The following is a 16,650-nucleotide window of genomic DNA, read 5'->3' as shown; positions in this document are numbered from 1 at the left end:
TCTATCACCTTTTGAAAATTAAATTTATTAACAAAGTTAAAACTAAACTAATTAAAATCATAGTAGTTATAGGTATATAGATAACTAAATTTTCTTTTTTTATAAAAATATCACCAGGTAATGGAAAGATTTTAATCTTTTCCATAATCATCCACAAAATCCCCATCACTACCAAAATTATCCCCGTTATTATCAATCCTTTCCACATCCTTACCACTCCTAAAATACTCAAATGGTAAAGCAATAGTTTCTCCATCTTTTGTATATATCGTCACCCTTGATAAAAATACATTAACTGTAATCACTTTCGCTTCCTTTCCTTCATAAAGAATCGTACTTCCTTCATCAGGTATATTTCTTAATGCATCAATATAAAAATCATATTCGAACTTTAAACAACAAAGTAATCTACCACAAGGACCTGTTATTTTAGCTGTATTAATCATCATTTGTTGACGTTTTGCATGTTTCAAAGTTATACTATCAAAACTTCTAAGCCAATATGAACAACAAGACTTTTTACCACATAATCCTAGTCCTTTAATAAACTTCATTTCATCCCTTGCACCAACTTGTCTTAATTCAATTCTCGTTTTAAACTCCTTTGCTATATCTTTTACAAGTTCTCTAAAATCCACCCTATTCTTAGAACTAAAATAAATAACCAATCTTGAGTCATCTAACATTAATCTTGCATCAAGAATTTTCATGTTTAATCCATGTTTTTTTACCAGCTGTTTTGTCGTCTCAATTGCCTTGTTTTCTATTTCTTTATTCTGCTTAATTTTCTCTAAATCCTCATTCGTCGCCTTTCTGAAAATAGGTTTTAAATCATAACCAATCTCATCAATACTCATTTGACGCTTACCTATTCTCACAATCCCATGATCTAATCCAAACTCACTCATTACAACTACTTTATCCCCAACCTTTATATCTTCCCCATTGTCAGTGTAATAAATTATCGGACCAATGGGTATTAACTCCACTCCGTATACTTCAGCAATTAATCCCATGTTTCATCCTCCTTTTTCACTCTTCATTAATTATACCACGAATTATTAAATGGAAAATTCTATTCTTAATATTTTGTATTACGAACAAAATATTATATAATTAATAACAAAAAGGAGGAGAAAGAAAATGCCAAAAATAGAGAGATTAAAGGAACTTTGTCTACTCCCAGGAATATCATCAAGAGAAGAATTGATAAGAGATAACATACTTAATCATTTAAAACCAAAAAACTATCATATAGACAAGATAGGAAATCTAATTATTAATCCTGATTCTAAAATAATCTTTTTAGCACATATAGACGAAATTGGATTTTTAATTTCAAGTATAACTGACGATGGAAAACTTTTTTAAAAAAAAATTGAAGGAATAACTGATGAAATAATACAAAGTCGCCATTTAGATATTATTACCAAACAAGGTGTAGTAAATGGCATTATCAGTTCTATTCCGCCACATTTAAAAAACGATAATGTGAAATTGGAATTGTATGCTGATATAGGATTAGAAACAAAAGAACAAGTTTTAAGGTATGGAATTAATATAATGGACTATGCGGTATTTTCAAAAAATTTTTTAGTACTAAAAAACTACATTTCTTGCCGTTCTTTAGACGACAGATTTGGTTGTTTTGTTCTAGAAGAAGCTTATAAAGCTACAAAATTTGCTACTTTTGCATGGACAGTCCAGGAAGAAATAGGATTGAAAGGTGCAAAGGCAATTGCAAACAACTTTAAAAATTTCGAATTAGCTATAGCTATTGATTCATTTGCTTGCTGCTCTAATCAAAACAAACACATTAAACCTGGAAAAGGCCCAATCATAAGATTTGTTGATAATTCTGGGATAAACTCTTTTTATCATGCAAGGAAAATAATAAAAGTGGTAGAAAAACACAATATCCCAATTCAAGTTGCCTCAACGGGCGGTGGCACTGATGGAAGTATTTTTGTTGAACATGGTATTCCATTCGTTGCTTTAAGCATTGCTGTAAAATATCTACATTCAACTGTTGAAATGTTACATAAAAAAGATCTTGAACATTTAATAAATCTTGTTATTGCTATCATTGAGGAGGTAAAAGAATGTTTTATCTTTTACTTTTTGTATCAGGTATTGGTGCTGGATTTGTTAATGTACTTGCCGGTGGAGGCTCAATGCTAACACTACCAATACTTTCTTTAATGGGACTTGATTTATCAGTTGCCAATGGAACAAATAGGGTGGGAATATTATTACAAAATGTTGTTAGCTCAATAAATTTTCACAAAAACAAGGTATTTAAAGCAAAAGAAGCAATTTTTTTGGCAATACCTGCAACTATCGGAGCAATTTTTGGAACTTTTACAGTTTTAAACATAAACAAAGATATACTTGAAAAAATTGTTGGTATAATCTTTTTATTTATGAGTTTTTTTATACTATATAAACCAAAGGTTTGGGAAGAAGGTAAAAAAGTAAAGAAAAATTATTTAATAAGCTTTTTTGTGTTCTTTATTGTAGGATTCTACGGAGGATTCATACAAGCAGGCGTTGGATTTTTTCTAATAGCAAGTTTAGTGTTTGTTGAAGGAAATGATATAATAAAGACAAATGCACTAAAAGTATTCATAGTGCTTTGTTATACTTCCTTTTCTTTTATAATATTTTTAACAAATGGAAAAGTAGATATTTTAAAAGGGATTATACTTGCAACAGGAACAATGGTAGGCGCTAAAATTGGAACCAAAGCAACCTTAAAAAGTGGAGCAAAATTTGTCAGAATAGTTGTATTCATAATGATAATTATCTCTGCTACAAAATATCTAATTTATTAACCAAAACCAAAAAATCTTTTCCTAACAAAATTATATCACTATCTTTCATGTTTTATATATAAAACGCAACCCATTTACCTAGAATTACTCATAAAAACGTATCATTATGTGATACAAGTATAAATGGTTGAGAGACAGTTATTTTGTCCGAAATTTATAATTAAAACAAAATGCAAGTTATCCCTTTCCTTTTAACCTCTAAGTAACTTTGGTAAAACATGAATATCTAATTATTGTATTAAATAAAAAGTTACTTATTAAAGAAACATACATCTAAAAGAGATATAAAAGCCAGTAGAAAGTGGAGAAAGAAATAAATTCCAACAAAAGAATCTTCTTATCAAGAGGATTATTAATTCGCAAAGAACAATTTAAAGAAAACTGGTGGCGAGGGACGGAATCGAACTAAATAGCTAAATATATGATATTACGTTTCGGTATTTTATGTCTATGAAACCGTCTGGATAAACGGTTATTCGCTCAATTAACTTCTTGATAACAAGTTCTTTTTCTGTTTCAAGCAGTTTTTGTAGTTCATTCCAAAGAAGTTGCAATCCTTCAGGAGTTATAAGGGATGGCGTTTCTTCATTTACTACTTTTTCAAGTTTAAATTCTTTTTCAATTTTTTGTTGTTTCAATTTCTCAATTTCATCTTTTAAAGTGTCAAGTTCAACTCCAGCTAAAATAGCTTGTGTTGCTCTCTGTAATTTTAAATTTATTTCAGCAAGTTCAGCTTTTAATTTCTGGATTTGTTTTTCCTTAGTTTTGTTTGTTTTGTTTAGCTCTTTGTTCAATTGTTTGGCAAGTTTTTCAAAATCAACATTGGTAAAAAAGGTATGTTTTATATGAGTTAAAACATAATCTTCTATTTTCTTTTTACCAATACTTACATGTCCTTTTTCTTTAAAACGTTTAGCATATGAGCACATATATCTGGGATAATCTCCGCTTTGAGCACCACCATTCATTGGGTTTCCACATACAGCGCAATATAGAATACCGTTCAATAAATAATGATGTCTTTTGACTCTCTTACTGCCAATTCCAAGTTTATTCCTTGCGTTCCAGTATGTTTCTTCATCAACTATTGCGGGAATTACTCCAGGAATTCTAATAACATCTTCGCGATTGGCATGATAATTATGCTTTGTGCCTTTTTGGTATGTATATATCCCGGCATATTTCTCATTTAAAATCATCTCGTATAAAGCTCTAACAGTCCATTTGTTACCACGACGTGTTTTTAAACCTTTTTGATTAAGTTTATCTGCTATTTGTCTTAAAGTTACACCCTGACTTGCTAATTGAAATATCTCACGAACATACGGTGCTTCATTCTCATCTATTTCGTATCTTTTGCGTTTCTTACCATACTCATCAGTTTCTTCTACAAGCTTAAAGCCGAAAGGAGGGACTCCACCCATAAAATAGCCTTTTTTAGCAACTACAATTGCTTTGTCTCGAATTTCTTGCTTTAAATTCTCTATATAAAGTTCATTTATAGCCCCCATGATATTACGAAAGAATTTTCCTGCGATGTCCTGGGTGATGGGCTCTGTTGTGCTTTCAAGAGCAATATTAAGCTCTTCCAGTTTTTTAGTATATACAACGGAGTCATACAAGTTTCTTGCAAACCTGTCAAGCTTATACACAACCACAACATCAAATTCATGATTTTCAGCATCTTTAAACATCTGCTGAAATGCAATACGTTTATCAGTCGCAGCAGATTGTGCTCTGTCTATATATTCTTTTACAACTACATACCCTTTTTCTTCACAGTATTTTCTAATTTTCTCAAGCTGGGCTTCAATAGAAGTATCGCTTTGTCTATCAGACGAATATCTTGCATATGCCGCAGCGCGTTTCACAATTTCTCTCCTTTACACAAAATAACATAATAAAGGTAAAATAAAAATACTTAGAAATGTAGTACTAAAAAATAATATTTCTAATCCTTCTTCTGTTCAAAAATCTATACTTGACTGTTATTTTCCAACTTTTGAAAAAAATCTTTATATGAATAAACAAATAATTCTTTTTTCATTTTATCTGGTAATACTTTTTCATACCTAAACTCTCTTGCTATATCCTTTAAATTCTTATAAATTGCCCCCAAATCTTTATTGAATCCGGACAATTTTTCTTCTATTTCACTATGACTATTAATCCTTATTTTATATTTATTCGCAAGAAAAATTTTTGCTGCTAAAACGACTTCATGAAACAAAGAAAGAATTTCGTGGCTCCCCCATTCATTATCTTCAGAATATTCTTCATGTTTCTTGATGTAACTGGTTAACCTCTCATAAGATTTTTGCTTTTCCATATATTGATCTTTTTGATATTGAGAAATTTGCTTTCTATGCTGAGACATTAAAATCACCCCTAAAACTCAAAGTGTATCATATTTTTACCAATAAACTCCTCATCTGAGAGTGATAATATTTCACAATTTATTAAAGGATATCTTTCTGCCACTTCTCTTTCTAATTTCATCAATGATTTATACTCATCTATCAATTCTTTATAATTCTCTACTGATCCATTTTTTAAATATAAATATACATATAACTTTCCGATCGTTTCCTCAAAACTCACATACATTTCTTTGTATCCAAGATTTCTAATTTTATCTTTTATATATTCAATGGCTTTCTCTTTTGAAATACTTTGTAACTGTTTAGCTTTTAATGGGTTATTAATAATATTATTCATAATCGTCTCCTCCACCATATCCATTAAAATAAAAGGATTATTATTAGTTATTATATCATATTTAAAAGCGGAATTTGCTTTGCTAATAGGGTTTTTAACAAACTTTTTAATTGTATCTGCATCAACTCTGGGAATTAAATTGTTCTCATTTATGATAGTATTCCCCATTCTTTCATTCAGAAACATTGTTATTTAACCTCCTCAAGTTTAATTATTGTTCTATAAGCAGAATTATAAATTTCATCAAGCCATAATTTAAAAAAATCCAAATTCTTATACTGATATTCAATTATATTCCATTGAGCAGTTCCACTAATAAATAAGAATTTTTTATTCTGAAGCCAATGTTCCACTAGTATTTCAAGCACATAATTACTTTCATCAGAGTTTGGTATTTTTTTGGTTAGGGTAAATCCTAAAGTAGATTTCATTAAATTTGAATTTTCTAAATGATCTATCGGGAAAACTTTCTTTGTTAGAAGTTTTGCATAATCCTTTTCATTATCAAAATACACGAGTTCTATATGAAAAAAGGGATAAGAAATAAACTTGAGACTTTCTCTCTGCATCAAAACAGAAATTTTTGTTAGAACATTACTAATCTTTTGCTTTAACTCGTCCAAATTAGTTTCTTCTGGAGTATTGGGTCGCTCATTGTATGTCAAAGCATATCTTTGTAAAGAAAAATTGTTATTCATATTAGGTTGATTAAATAAAACATAAACTATCTCATTTTCCTGACCCTTTTTTACAAATAATACATGTTTTTCGTGCATCCCTAGAACGTCCAATGATAAATCTGATATGGGTGTTTTTTTGTCAATTGCTAATTTCTCATAAATTTTTGAGAAATCAGCTTTTATTCCAAAAGATAAATTTAAAAGTTTAAAAAATTCCATAAATATACCTCCTTTTGTTAAAAAACTTTCATTTCTCCTTTTGTTTTGTTGTATTAGTTAATTATTTCAATCCAGTAATTGGTATAAAATAAGTATTTTGATTCGGAATTGTCTCATTAAGACCTGTATATAATATTCCCAATGCAAAATCATCAACATATTTATCATCTGAAAACACTCCATAAACCACAACAAATCCTAGTTGTTCAGTAGAATCAAAATTATTAAAGAGTTGATTATAAAGCTCATATATAGCTTCATATGAGGTTGGCCCTTTGTAATTTGTAGTTACTATTAATTTGTAATAATCACCATTTTGGTTGCGGATTTTGAGAATGTAACATAAAGGAACATATGAAGTACCTCCGCTAAAACTTAGAAGCGCAGAAGTAAATGTGGTGTTTTCACCTAGAAATTGAATGCTACCCACTACCCTAGTATATGTTTCTTTGATCCAATCACGCCATTGATAAGGAATTATAAAAACTTGCCCATTATAATATATGTCTAGATCATCCAATTTGAAATAAATTACATCAGTTGAGTTTGGCGTTATAAACAAATGAATATAGTCGTTTTCTTTTATACCTTTTATCTTACTTGAAAAAGCAAACTTCGAGGCTTTTTCAATAGTAGATAAAAAAGATGCTGGAGCATCAAAGTCTTTTATACCATACATATGAGCAGTAAATGGAATAATAGAGGTAGCTTCCTTGGAAATATCAAGTTGTTTTTCAGCTTCTATATTTTCGTTGGAAACAGCAGACTGTTTCTCTTCTACATTAGTTAAAATATTATTTGCTCCAACATCTTTTCTAAAAAATGAGTTTAAAACGTCACAACTAGATAATAGGAAAAATCCCATTATAATAAAAACAACTAGCACAAAAAACACTACTTTACTCATTTATGACGCCCCCTATTCAAAATATCGTTTTTATTTATTGGCTAAAAATGTAAAATGCTTAAAATATCACTCATTATTTTATCGATAAAATATCATTTGCTATTTCATCGAAATGTTTTGTTTTTTTCGTTTCATCAAATTCATTTTTTAATAGATAAATTCCATCTAATTCATACTCTAATATTACTCTCATCTTTTTTGGCTTGTGATTTGGAGCTATATAAGAAATTTCATTATCTGGGTCTGGAGTAGCCATAAACACTTTAATATGTGAGGTAATTATAGATTCACTCAGCTTCTTTTTCCAATATGCTGTTTCAAACCCTCTTTCTCTAAATGAATTTTTTACAGAAATTATTGCTAAAATTTTTATATCGTTTTCGTCTAACTCATCTATCGCTTTCTTTTTTGTGACCTTATAAACGATAATATCAGCATCAGGCAAGAATAAGTATTCACCATAATCTATAGATATTAATCTTTTTACTAATTCAAGTTCTTTAGTTAAGTTCCTGTTTCTAATTAAGTCGTTGTCAGTCACTAACTTTAATCCTTGTTTTTCCAAAGGTTCTTTCAGACTTTCAAAAATGATTTTTTCAAGCATCTTACCAACATAAGATCTCCAGGATTGACTTGCTTTATTACTAGCAGTTTTTTCATCGAATCCTTTTGAAATATATTCACTAATTTTCTTTTTAACATATGCTTTTTTTTGAATTTCTAGAAACTTAGAAACATCATTTGATTCCATAATGCTCCTCCTTTATCAGAATCAATGTAAATAAAATTAGTTTGTTAAAAAATCAAAAACCTTCTAATCTAAAACATTGTTTTGAAATTCTTTTAATAGCTAATTCAAAATATTTTTTGTCTATTTCAACACCAATAACCTTTCTTTTTAGCCTAAAGGCAGCAATCGCAGTAGTACCACTCCCTAAAAAAGGATCCAATATAACATCTCCAACGTAACTAAAAAGTTTAATACACCGTTTCGGCAATTCAAAAGGAAAGGGAGCAGGATGTCCAATTTTCTTTTTGCTCTCGCCAGAAAAAGTCCAGAGCCCATTAGTCCATTCAATAAATTCCTCTCTTAAAATATCAGATTTTCCTCTTTTTTGTTTTTTCCAAGTTTCCTTATATAAAATTACTATTGTTTCAACAGGAGCAATCACATATGGGGCGGAAGCAGAAAGCCAACTACCCCAAGCTGTTCTTCTAGAAATATTACCTTCATTCCAAATTATCGTAGAATGATACTTCCAGCCAATTTTTTTAGCTAAATATACAATATCAGCATAAACACTTTGCTGGCCACCTTTATTTTTATCTAAAGGAATATTAAGACACATTCTACCATCTGGTTTTGATAATTGGAAAGCTTTTGTTAACCACTTCTCAGTCCAAATAAGATAATCTTTATAAGTAATTTTGTCATTGTGGGAGTTGTACGGTATTCCAACGTTATATGGTGGTGAAGTTACTATTAAATCAATACTATTTTCAGGAATACGTGTTTTGAGAAAATCCTCATTTATCAACTTAATTCCTTGTATTGCTTCCCAATTTCTCATAATAACCTCCTTATTTAACAACTTTTTTAGGCTTTTGCAGCATAACCTCCTGCACTACACCGTGTATTATAAACCTATCTTTTGGCTCAACAACAATAGGAGTATAAGTAGGATTTTCTGAAAGAAGCAAAATTTTATCATTCTGTTTTACATACCATTTAACATAGATCCAGCCATCATAAGTACACACAATCATATCTCCGTTAAAAGCATAATTTTGTTTCTTGACAAACAAAACAGAGCCATCTGGAGCAATTGGCTCCATGCTATTCCCTACAACTTTAACAGCGAAGTCAACATCATGATTTATAGCATTGATTTCACCCAACACGTATATATCGTTAGGAAAAGCGCCATTACCAGCTGAAACAGGAGCAGAATAAAGTGGTACTTTCTTGAACTTAATATCCACAAACTCAACCTCGGTTTGTCCAGGTTTATCGGAAAGGAAGTAGTCAACCGCTACATCAAAGTAGTCAGCAAGAGATTTTAATACCTCTACCGAAGGAGTAGCTTTTCCACTTTCATAAGCGGATATAGTTCGTTGCCCAACATTTATTATATTTCCTAATTGTTCCTGCGTTAATCCTTTTTGTAATCTTAAAAACTTAATTTTTTCACCAATATTCACATTATCATCCTTAGCATTTAGATTTCTAAGTTAATTGTAACCCATAGAATTAAAATTAGAACTTATAACCATCAACTTCTCTATCGTTACCTAAACGAAAATATAATTTTACTTAATTTTAACTATTATAGTATTGACATTTCTAAATTGAATGTGCTATTCTATGAATAGAAATAAAAATTCTATAATATAAGAATTGAAAATTCTGGTCTTTGAAAAGTGAATATTTTTCTCGGCAACAAATCGGAGGTGAAAGTATGACATTAAGAGAATTGCGTGAAAAGAAGATGCTTACCCAGCAACAACTTGCAAAGCTTATTGGAGTGACTCAGAGGACAATTAGTGCTTATGAAATAGGACAAGCAAAACCATCTTTGGACGTAGCGATAAGACTTGCCAAAGCGCTGGGCGTAAGCGTAGAGGACGTTTTCGAGGCGTGGGTGGAGGGGAAGAGTTCTCAATCTCCTAGTGAATAAAAAATTAAAAAGGAGGTAATGCCATGAAAGTATACTATGCTGACGGTGAATTTAAAGTACCGGTATATACAAATGAACATACCAAAGGATTTTTTAACCGAGTAGAAGATCTTCTCAATGATATCAGAACAACGATACTAAAAAATTCTTCGATAATTTTGTACAAATCTAAATCTGATGAAACTCTTGGTTTATTAATAACAGTTAACAACGAAGAAGAAGTAAAACAAAAGATCAAATCAACTATTGACAGTTTCTTTGCCACTATAAATCTTTGATAATTAGAAATACTTAAATAGGTGCTGATGGGCTTAGAAAATTATGATCAAATATCCATGTTTAAACTTCCAGCTGATGAGTTTAGTTCTTCGCTACGAGAAAAAAGAGGAATTATTAAATTGCTCTCAGCATGAACATATTTTTCAAATTCTCCCAGTTCCAGAATTTCGTACTTTCCAAAAACATATTTCGGATCAAATTTTTCTTTTATACAATTCTTGATTTCTTCAAATGCTCCAACCACAATTGGAGAATAAATATTATTAAGGGTGTTACTTGCAGAAATTTTATAATATTTGCTTTTAAGATACTTAAGAAAATTATAAAAGCCTTCTCCAGTTTTTTTACAATACTCGATATAGCTATCATCATCTCGAGTAATAATGCCTAAATGAAAATTTAACTTATTACCATAATCATTGAAATTTTCTGGGAAATCAGCAAGTTTCAAATAATTATTGAGTGCAACAAAAAATACTGAATTATTATCAGACACCGTTATTTTTTCAATTGAATGTAAATCAATTTCAATTAATATCATTCTATCCCCCCTATTAAGCCCATCAGCACTACAAAAAAATTATATCAAAGGTAGGTGAAAATATGAAAAACTTTCAGGCAATGAACAAAGAACAACTTCTAGCCGAAATACTGGCAGATTTATATGAAAGAGGCAAATGGAAAGTTTTGAAAGGGGGAATGCCCTATGTTGAAAAAACAGGTGATAGTGGAGCACAAGAAAATAACGAAGCAAATTCTAGAAAACACAGAAACGATAGCATCCTCATTGGAAGCGAAGGAACTTCTGGGAATTCATCACAATTGGGAGAGTGAGGAAGATGATCTTAAAGAAACCATTAAGCGTTGGTTGGATGATCCTTCTACAAAGGATCGCGAAAAACTCGAATATATCCTTAAAAAAATCGAAGAAATTGACAAGACTCAAGATGAGATTCTGGAAAAGATATTATTAAAACTCATTCACATGTTTGAAATCAATAGAGAATCCAACAATCTTTGGAAACAATATGATGTCCAGGGAAGATATGGAATGCCAAAAAGAGCATTTTATGCACCACTTTTTAACTTTGAAGTACACAGGAGGTGGGGAACATGGAAAGTTACGCAAAATTCTTATCGGAAATCGACGAAGTAATAAAAAAGGTTCCCCAAGAAGAAAGGGAACCTATCAAAAGAATTTTCTTTGAAACATGGAATAAAACCTTTCAACAAAACCCAAAAGATAGTATATCACAATTCATAGAGAATTTTCAAGAATTGAAAGAAAGTTTTTCATTTCTAGAAAAATATATGGCAACAAAACTTTTAGCAGAGGCTTTCACGAATTATATTTTTGAAAACAAAAAGGAAGAGGTGAAAGCATGAGAATTTCAACGACAAAAATGAGTTATGAAGAATGGAAAGAGTTACGCAGAAAAGGCATAGGAGGCTCAGATGCTGCACCAGCATTAGGATTATCAAGATGGAAATCTCCTCTAAGGCTTTATCTTGAAAAAATCGGAGAAATAAAAAGTGATGTGGATACAGAAGCAGCATATTGGGGAAATATCCTCGAAGATATTGTCGCAAAAGAATTTGAGAAAAGAACTGGAAAGAAGGTTAAAAGAGTCAATGCTATATTGATTCATTCAAAACATGAATGGATGATAGCAAATATAGATAGGAAGGTTGTCGGAGAAAATGCGATTCTGGAATGCAAAACCACATCCGCCTGGAACAAAGACGAATGGAAAGACGATGAAATACCTCAGGAATACATAATTCAACTTCAACACTATTTAGCAGTCACGGGATACGATAAAGCATACATTGCGGTTTTGATAGGAGGCAACAAATTTATTTGGAAGGAGCTTGAAAGAGATGACGAACTTATAAACATGATAATCGAGGGAGAAAGGAAATTCTGGAAAATGGTTGAAAATCGAACACCTCCTGAACTTGATGGCAGCAAAGATGCTAATGAGATTCTGGAATATCTTTATCCTAAGGCAGAAGAAGGATCCTACATTGAACTTCCTGCATATGAAAATCTCATTGATGAAATTCAATCCTTGAATGCACAAATAAAACAACTTGAAGAATTAAAAGCTGAAAAAGAAAACAAGCTTAAAGAAGCTATTGGTGAACATGAAATGGCTGTAGTTGGAAAATACAAAGTCATATGGAAAAACATAACTTCAAATAGGTTTGATAGCAGAACATTTAAGAAAGAGTATCCAGATCTTTATAAACAATTTTTGAAAACTTCTACATATAGAAGATTCACAATTAAAGAAGAATAGGAGGGGGAAATATGGCTAAAGTGAACGAGATAAAAGCGCAACTTCAGAAAAAGGGAGGCACAAAGCCCCCAGCAAAAGGAAATACTTTAGCCGACTTAATAAAGAAAATGGAACCACAGATAAAAAGAGCTCTTCCAAAACATTTAAACGTTGAAAGATTCACAAGGATAATTCTAACAGAAGTTAGGAAAAACCCGAAATTGTTGGACTGTGACCCAATGTCTTTCATGGCTGCAATGATGACTGCCGCTCAATTAGGTTTAGAGCCTGGCTCACATCTTGGGCAAGCTTATATTATTCCTTATTACAACAGAAAACTTGGTAAAACGCTAGCTCAGTTCCAACTTGGATATAAAGGAATCATTGATCTATTTTATCGTTCAGAACAAGCACTAAATATCGATGCACACGAAGTTTGCGAAAATGATGAATTTGAATTTGAGTATGGACTTCATCCTAAATTGTACCATAAGCCATCCTTAAATGGTAGAGGAAAAGTAATAGCATATTATGCAGTTGCCCACTTAAAAGACGGTGGATATTCTTTTATGGTTATGAGCGTTGATGACATTGAGAAGATACGAAAACGTTCAAAAACACCAAACGAAGGTCCATGGATAACTGATTATGATGCAATGGCAAAAAAGACAGTCATTAAGCAGTTGCTTAAATATATGCCTCTCAGTGTTGAACTCCAAAGGAAACTTTCAACTGATGAAACTACAAAGATTGAATTATCAGAACATATGGATGAAGCACCAGACGAAACCGATTGGGAAATAATCGACGTAGAAGCAAAAGAAATCCCAGCAAATGAGAAAGAAGAAAAAAAGGTAGAAACAGAAGAATCAGAAAATGGAAAAGTAGATAAACCTAAACAAAAGGAAATTCTAAATCCTTTTGTAAAAGAATAAATACCTCCCTTCTTTCCCTGCCCCTTCTTGGGGTGGGGATTATTTATAAAAGAGGTGATAATAATGGATATCTACAAATTACTGGGGACTCTTTGGGGGGAGCATGAGAGGGCCCGTTTAAACAAAAGCGCAATTATTTTATATTTCAGGCTTATATATGAAGCAAACAGAAGCTTCTGGAAGGGTCCAATCGTGATCTCCTGGGAGTACCTGGGGCGAGTCCTGGGGTTTTCACCAGAAACCTTGGGGCGAGCTATAAGTGATTTAAAAAGTAGAGGACTAATTACATATGAAAGGAAAGGAAAACATTCAGCTTTCTGGTTTCCACAACTTTACTTCGATAGTCGTAGTGAAAACAGTAGTGAAAATATTAATCACTTCGATTATCGAAGTAGAAACAGTAGTGAAAACCGAAGTGAAAATCGAAGTGAAAACCGTAGTGGAAACAGTAGTAATAATATAAATAATAATATATTAATACAAGAAAACAAGAATATAGTAAATAAAGAAAGTAATATAGAATTCCCTAACGGGAATTCTGCGACACCTGTCGCGAACGAACCACCAAAATGGTATCTCAAACTAGACGAACGGAAAAAAGGCATAGTAGATACATGGCGTACACTAATAGGCCCTTTCGATCCTAAATGGCTTCCGCTAGTAACAGAAGTTCTACGTGAATGCTACCCAGCACAGATTAAAAATGCAATAGTAACGCTTGCAAAAACAAAAGCCGATGTAATGAAAGAGCAGGGCTTTGAGTATGTTGTTGAACCTTTGCTGAAAGGGGTATTTGGCAAACGTTCCAAAAAGAAGAAAAAAACTCCTACAGGATTTGCCAGTAAACTTACAGGACTAAAACAATTCCTGGAAGAAGGTGAAGAAAGTGCTTAGTAAGAAGACTTTTGCTGCTGGTATAGCATTACTTGCAAGCGTATATGAAAAACTTGAAAGAATAACAACAGATAAATTTCTAAGCGAACAATGGTACAAAATGCTTTCTGATTTAACTGATGCACAATTTAGGTATGCCATAGAAATTATAGTTAAGACCCAGAAATTTGCACCAACTATCTCTGAAATTAGAGAAAAGGCTGTGGAATACAACCATCAGGCTGAACTTTCAGCTGAAGAAGCTTGGGCTCTTGTATATTCTGATATCCATGCAAAAGGATACTATAACGAACCTCATTATGAGGATTGGAAACTAGAAGCAGCCAAAAACGCTATAGGCTGGCAAACGCTATGCGATATGACAGAGAACGAAAAAGGGGTAATAAGAGCACATTTTATGAGAATATATGACAGTTTAAAGCAAAGAGAAAAAACAGCGGAAACAATACAAAGTCCACAATTACAACAGCTTGTTTCCGTGCTTGTTGGAACACTTGCTCCAGCCGCAAAACCAGTACTTACCCCAAATAAAAAGAAGGCCTTAACGAAGGGGGCATAATTATGCGACTAATAATCATAGTTGAACAGAATAAATCAAAATATTGGAATTATGCCTACACCAAAGTCAATTTTGTGGAAATTTTGAGAATGTTATTTAACAAACAAACTAATTCAAAATGAGGTGAGATTATGTCTACGATAATATCAATTTTAATTTTGTGGGGATTATTAGTATTTTTTAACTGGGGACTTTGCAAAGTAGCTTCAGATTACGATAGACACACTAAGCTTACCTGGAGACTTCTCAAAGAGAGGGATAAAAATGAACGTATATTGGATCCAGAATTTAAACGAAAAAATTCGAATTTGAAGTAAAAGCATTCGTTACCAAAGAGGTGGTAAAGTTATGACTTATGCTTCGAAGTTACTAAATGCAATTTATAATGAGCTGGATTTATACATTGAAAAACAGGTTAAAGATAAAAATGATTATGAACAAATCAGTTTTTTAAAGCAATTTATGAAGTTAGAAGATCAATTTATGGATGTTGTTTATAGATTTATAGAAGGTGGCATATTATCAAATAGAAGGTTTTACAAAATGCTTAGTAAAACCGATCTTCCAGACTTTTTTGCGGAAATTTTTGAAAGAGCTACAAAAACGGCAAGAACTCGGAGCAAAGTTGAACTGCGGTTCGAACCGCTGTTTACTGAAAATATAGATTTTGCACTGCTTTTTGCTGAAGTAGATATCGAAAACGTAGCTAACAAATTTAAAGAAGCAAAGCAATTGGAAAAGATGGGGTATAGGATTGAATTATACCAAATGGACGAAAAGTATTATCTTTTAACAGTTAGTTATGCTTCTGATACAATTCTACAAACAGTTGGGGATTATAACACAATAAAAGAAAAATTAGAACTTTTGATAAAACAAATGCCAGGAAAAACAACTTTTACCGTAAAAGAAGTAACATTATATTTAAATGTTCCTTCCAAAACGATTCAAAGATATGTCAAAACTGGTAAACTCCCAAAAAGATACATTAATGGCCGGTTGATTTTTACCAAGGATGAGTTAGAGCAGTTAAAAAAGCTCTTTTCACGGCTCAACGAAAAAATCGAGTATGAATATAAAAAAGCATTGGGGTGGTGTTGATGAAAGAAGATGTTTTAAGAGAGGTTGCAAAAATTGCAAATGATTTGGCAAAGATAGCTAAAAAGAAAAAAGGTTTGAATACAGAAGAGAAAATACAATTAACTGTGGCACTCAATATCATAAATGGAATAATAGCCAAAAACATTCAGAAAAGGGGAGAAATTAAAAAGGAATAGCAAAGATGGAGGTGCTAATAAATGTGGGTACAGGGTATAACTATCAAAAACAAGCATAAAGTACTGAATTATTTAAGAGAATTATCTAAGATAAACTTTGAGGAAGTTACTATTATTGTCAAAGGGGGGAACAAAGATTATGAAGAATTCAAAAGATTATTCGATTGGATTACTAGACAAAAAAGCAGTAATCACAACAGAAAATATAGACACCGCAATAAAGCTTCTGCTTAAACTTCAACTACCAACGTATATTAAAGAAGATGAAGAAAATGTTGTAGACATAAGATCCATCAAAAACGTGTTAGTAACGATTCAACTGGAGGGTGATATTCAACGTATCAAATTAAAAAGCCCGGTTAAGTAACCGGGAATCCCGAAAGGGGGT

Annotated in this window: 25 protein-coding genes and 1 pseudogene; 15 read left to right on the top strand and 11 right to left on the bottom strand. The window is 31.7% G+C overall.

What is annotated here, in order from left to right; genetic code table 11:
- Positions 1-4 precede the first annotated feature (4 nt).
- Entirely contained in the window at positions 5-145 is a 141-nt protein-coding gene (locus tag TMEL_RS10105) for a DUF2905 domain-containing protein (RefSeq protein WP_012057695.1), read from the bottom strand.
- Complete coding sequence (locus TMEL_RS07680; protein ID WP_012057694.1) at positions 132-1,016, bottom strand: PSP1 domain-containing protein; 885 nt, start codon at positions 1,014-1,016, stop codon at positions 132-134. The genes TMEL_RS10105 and TMEL_RS07680 overlap by 14 nt, the downstream gene beginning before the upstream one ends.
- Before the next feature lie 127 nt (positions 1,017-1,143).
- Between TMEL_RS07680 and TMEL_RS09955 the strand changes: the two are divergent.
- Positions 1,144-2,181: pseudogene (locus TMEL_RS09955) on the top strand (M42 family metallopeptidase).
- Complete coding sequence (locus TMEL_RS07670) at positions 2,103-2,834, top strand: sulfite exporter TauE/SafE family protein (protein ID WP_012057693.1); 732 nt, start codon at positions 2,103-2,105, stop codon at positions 2,832-2,834. The pseudogene TMEL_RS09955 and the gene TMEL_RS07670 overlap by 79 nt, the downstream one beginning before the upstream one ends.
- Before the next feature lie 413 nt (positions 2,835-3,247).
- On the opposite strand, the gene TMEL_RS07665 is transcribed toward TMEL_RS07670, so the two are convergent.
- The 8 genes from TMEL_RS07665 to TMEL_RS07630 all read right to left on the bottom strand — a co-directional run bounded on the left by TMEL_RS07665 (position 3,248) and on the right by TMEL_RS07630 (position 9,560).
- A complete protein-coding gene (locus TMEL_RS07665) occupies positions 3,248-4,705 on the bottom strand; it encodes a recombinase family protein (RefSeq protein ID WP_012057692.1) in 1,458 nt (485 codons plus the stop codon).
- Between the two features lie 104 nt (positions 4,706-4,809).
- Positions 4,810-5,211 (bottom strand): hypothetical protein, encoded by a 402-nt coding sequence (locus TMEL_RS07660; RefSeq protein WP_012057691.1) that lies wholly within the window; start codon positions 5,209-5,211, stop codon positions 4,810-4,812.
- An 11-nt stretch (positions 5,212-5,222) separates the two neighbouring features.
- Positions 5,223-5,738, bottom strand: coding sequence for a hypothetical protein (locus TMEL_RS07655; protein WP_012057690.1), 516 nt, complete (start codon positions 5,736-5,738; stop codon positions 5,223-5,225).
- A 2-nt stretch (positions 5,739-5,740) separates the two neighbouring features.
- Positions 5,741-6,451: a hypothetical protein gene (locus TMEL_RS07650; RefSeq protein WP_012057689.1), complete on the bottom strand. Its 711-nt coding sequence runs from the start codon at positions 6,449-6,451 to the stop codon at positions 5,741-5,743.
- 61 nt (positions 6,452-6,512) lie between these two features.
- On the bottom strand, positions 6,513-7,358 hold the full coding sequence (locus TMEL_RS07645; RefSeq protein ID WP_012057688.1) for a hypothetical protein: 846 nt from the start codon (positions 7,356-7,358) through the stop codon (positions 6,513-6,515).
- Between the two features lie 73 nt (positions 7,359-7,431).
- A complete protein-coding gene (locus TMEL_RS07640) occupies positions 7,432-8,109 on the bottom strand; it encodes a BsaWI family type II restriction enzyme (protein WP_012057687.1) in 678 nt (225 codons plus the stop codon).
- Positions 8,110-8,161: 52 nt separating this feature from the next.
- Positions 8,162-8,929 carry a DNA-methyltransferase gene (locus TMEL_RS07635; RefSeq protein WP_012057686.1) on the bottom strand — a complete coding sequence of 256 codons (768 nt, stop codon included), beginning with the start codon at positions 8,927-8,929 and terminating at the stop codon, positions 8,162-8,164.
- A gap of 10 nt (positions 8,930-8,939) precedes the next feature.
- Positions 8,940-9,560, bottom strand: a complete 621-nt coding sequence (locus TMEL_RS07630) for an XRE family transcriptional regulator (protein WP_012057685.1) — start codon at positions 9,558-9,560, stop codon at positions 8,940-8,942.
- Positions 9,561-9,817: 257 nt separating this feature from the next.
- On the opposite strand from TMEL_RS07630, the gene TMEL_RS07625 reads away from it, so the two are divergent.
- Together TMEL_RS07625 and TMEL_RS07620 are read left to right on the top strand one after the other, a co-directional pair.
- Entirely contained in the window at positions 9,818-10,036 is a 219-nt protein-coding gene (locus tag TMEL_RS07625) for a helix-turn-helix transcriptional regulator (RefSeq protein ID WP_012057684.1), read from the top strand.
- Between the two features lie 23 nt (positions 10,037-10,059).
- Positions 10,060-10,314: a hypothetical protein gene (locus TMEL_RS07620; RefSeq protein ID WP_012057683.1), complete on the top strand. Its 255-nt coding sequence runs from the start codon at positions 10,060-10,062 to the stop codon at positions 10,312-10,314.
- Between the two features lie 47 nt (positions 10,315-10,361).
- On the opposite strand, the gene TMEL_RS07615 is transcribed toward TMEL_RS07620, so the two are convergent.
- Complete coding sequence (locus TMEL_RS07615) at positions 10,362-10,856, bottom strand: hypothetical protein (RefSeq protein ID WP_012057682.1); 495 nt, start codon at positions 10,854-10,856, stop codon at positions 10,362-10,364.
- A 62-nt stretch (positions 10,857-10,918) separates the two neighbouring features.
- Between TMEL_RS07615 and TMEL_RS07610 the strand changes: the two genes are divergently transcribed.
- The 11 genes from TMEL_RS07610 (at position 10,919) to TMEL_RS07565 (ending at position 16,629) form a co-directional block, all read left to right on the top strand.
- Entirely contained in the window at positions 10,919-11,149 is a 231-nt protein-coding gene (locus TMEL_RS07610; RefSeq protein ID WP_041426098.1) for a hypothetical protein, read from the top strand.
- Positions 11,103-11,471, top strand: coding sequence for a hypothetical protein (locus TMEL_RS07605; protein WP_180373149.1), 369 nt, complete (start codon positions 11,103-11,105; stop codon positions 11,469-11,471). Before TMEL_RS07610 ends, TMEL_RS07605 begins: the two co-directional genes overlap by 47 nt.
- Positions 11,429-11,701: a hypothetical protein gene (locus tag TMEL_RS07600; protein ID WP_041426096.1), complete on the top strand. Its 273-nt coding sequence runs from the start codon at positions 11,429-11,431 to the stop codon at positions 11,699-11,701. The genes TMEL_RS07605 and TMEL_RS07600 overlap by 43 nt, the downstream gene beginning before the upstream one ends.
- Positions 11,698-12,618: a YqaJ viral recombinase family nuclease gene (locus tag TMEL_RS07595; protein WP_012057679.1), complete on the top strand. Its 921-nt coding sequence runs from the start codon at positions 11,698-11,700 to the stop codon at positions 12,616-12,618. The genes TMEL_RS07600 and TMEL_RS07595 overlap by 4 nt, the downstream gene beginning before the upstream one ends.
- Positions 12,619-12,629: 11 nt before the next feature.
- Positions 12,630-13,532, top strand: a complete 903-nt coding sequence (gene recT, locus TMEL_RS07590) for a recombination protein RecT (RefSeq protein WP_012057678.1) — start codon at positions 12,630-12,632, stop codon at positions 13,530-13,532.
- Between the two features lie 63 nt (positions 13,533-13,595).
- Complete coding sequence (locus tag TMEL_RS07585) at positions 13,596-14,426, top strand: cyclic nucleotide-binding domain-containing protein (protein ID WP_012057677.1); 831 nt, start codon at positions 13,596-13,598, stop codon at positions 14,424-14,426.
- The gene (locus tag TMEL_RS07580) at positions 14,419-14,985 is read left to right on the top strand and encodes a hypothetical protein (RefSeq protein WP_012057676.1); all 567 of its coding nucleotides are present in this window, start codon (positions 14,419-14,421) and stop codon (positions 14,983-14,985) included. The genes TMEL_RS07585 and TMEL_RS07580 overlap by 8 nt, the downstream gene beginning before the upstream one ends.
- Positions 14,986-15,116: 131 nt before the next feature.
- A complete protein-coding gene (locus TMEL_RS07575; RefSeq protein ID WP_041426095.1) occupies positions 15,117-15,302 on the top strand; it encodes a hypothetical protein in 186 nt (61 codons plus the stop codon).
- 31 nt (positions 15,303-15,333) lie between these two features.
- Entirely contained in the window at positions 15,334-16,086 is a 753-nt protein-coding gene (locus TMEL_RS07570) for a helix-turn-helix domain-containing protein (RefSeq protein ID WP_012057675.1), read from the top strand.
- Positions 16,086-16,262, top strand: coding sequence for a hypothetical protein (locus tag TMEL_RS10330; RefSeq protein ID WP_012057674.1), 177 nt, complete (start codon positions 16,086-16,088; stop codon positions 16,260-16,262). Before TMEL_RS07570 ends, TMEL_RS10330 begins: the two co-directional genes overlap by 1 nt.
- 97 nt (positions 16,263-16,359) lie before the next feature.
- Positions 16,360-16,629, top strand: coding sequence for a hypothetical protein (locus tag TMEL_RS07565; protein WP_148186018.1), 270 nt, complete (start codon positions 16,360-16,362; stop codon positions 16,627-16,629).
- The last annotated feature ends 21 nt before the right edge of the window (positions 16,630-16,650 follow it).

This window comes from Thermosipho melanesiensis BI429, assembly GCF_000016905.1.
Taxonomy (GTDB): Bacteria; Thermotogota; Thermotogae; order Thermotogales; family Fervidobacteriaceae; genus Thermosipho; species Thermosipho melanesiensis.
Note: the sequence above shows the minus strand (reverse complement) of the source record. Positions and strands in the feature narration are given on the sequence as shown.

Excerpts from the sequence above, each read along its gene's own strand:
- TMEL_RS10330 (WP_012057674.1), top strand. The coding sequence starts at position 16,086 with ATGAAAGAAGATGTTTTAAGAGAGGTTGCAAAAATTGCAAATGATTTG.
- TMEL_RS07680 (WP_012057694.1), bottom strand. The coding sequence starts at position 1,016 with ATGGGATTAATTGCTGAAGTATACGGAGTGGAGTTAATACCCATTGGT.
- TMEL_RS07625 (WP_012057684.1), top strand. The coding sequence starts at position 9,818 with ATGACATTAAGAGAATTGCGTGAAAAGAAGATGCTTACCCAGCAACAA.
- TMEL_RS07640 (WP_012057687.1), bottom strand. The coding sequence starts at position 8,109 with ATGGAATCAAATGATGTTTCTAAGTTTCTAGAAATTCAAAAAAAAGCA.
- TMEL_RS07595 (WP_012057679.1), top strand. The coding sequence starts at position 11,698 with ATGAGAATTTCAACGACAAAAATGAGTTATGAAGAATGGAAAGAGTTA.
- TMEL_RS07585 (WP_012057677.1), top strand. The coding sequence starts at position 13,596 with ATGGATATCTACAAATTACTGGGGACTCTTTGGGGGGAGCATGAGAGG.
- TMEL_RS07575 (WP_041426095.1), top strand. The coding sequence starts at position 15,117 with ATGTCTACGATAATATCAATTTTAATTTTGTGGGGATTATTAGTATTT.
- TMEL_RS07600 (WP_041426096.1), top strand. The coding sequence starts at position 11,429 with ATGGAAAGTTACGCAAAATTCTTATCGGAAATCGACGAAGTAATAAAA.
- TMEL_RS07670 (WP_012057693.1), top strand. The coding sequence starts at position 2,103 with ATGTTTTATCTTTTACTTTTTGTATCAGGTATTGGTGCTGGATTTGTT.
- TMEL_RS07635 (WP_012057686.1), bottom strand. The coding sequence starts at position 8,929 with ATGAGAAATTGGGAAGCAATACAAGGAATTAAGTTGATAAATGAGGAT.
- TMEL_RS10105 (WP_012057695.1), bottom strand. The coding sequence starts at position 145 with ATGGAAAAGATTAAAATCTTTCCATTACCTGGTGATATTTTTATAAAA.
- TMEL_RS07615 (WP_012057682.1), bottom strand. The coding sequence starts at position 10,856 with ATGATATTAATTGAAATTGATTTACATTCAATTGAAAAAATAACGGTG.
- TMEL_RS07610 (WP_041426098.1), top strand. The coding sequence starts at position 10,919 with ATGAAAAACTTTCAGGCAATGAACAAAGAACAACTTCTAGCCGAAATA.
- TMEL_RS07660 (WP_012057691.1), bottom strand. The coding sequence starts at position 5,211 with ATGTCTCAGCATAGAAAGCAAATTTCTCAATATCAAAAAGATCAATAT.
- TMEL_RS07645 (WP_012057688.1), bottom strand. The coding sequence starts at position 7,358 with ATGAGTAAAGTAGTGTTTTTTGTGCTAGTTGTTTTTATTATAATGGGA.
- recT (WP_012057678.1), top strand. The coding sequence starts at position 12,630 with ATGGCTAAAGTGAACGAGATAAAAGCGCAACTTCAGAAAAAGGGAGGC.
- TMEL_RS07620 (WP_012057683.1), top strand. The coding sequence starts at position 10,060 with ATGAAAGTATACTATGCTGACGGTGAATTTAAAGTACCGGTATATACA.
- TMEL_RS07570 (WP_012057675.1), top strand. The coding sequence starts at position 15,334 with ATGACTTATGCTTCGAAGTTACTAAATGCAATTTATAATGAGCTGGAT.
- TMEL_RS07650 (WP_012057689.1), bottom strand. The coding sequence starts at position 6,451 with ATGGAATTTTTTAAACTTTTAAATTTATCTTTTGGAATAAAAGCTGAT.
- TMEL_RS07655 (WP_012057690.1), bottom strand. The coding sequence starts at position 5,738 with ATGTTTCTGAATGAAAGAATGGGGAATACTATCATAAATGAGAACAAT.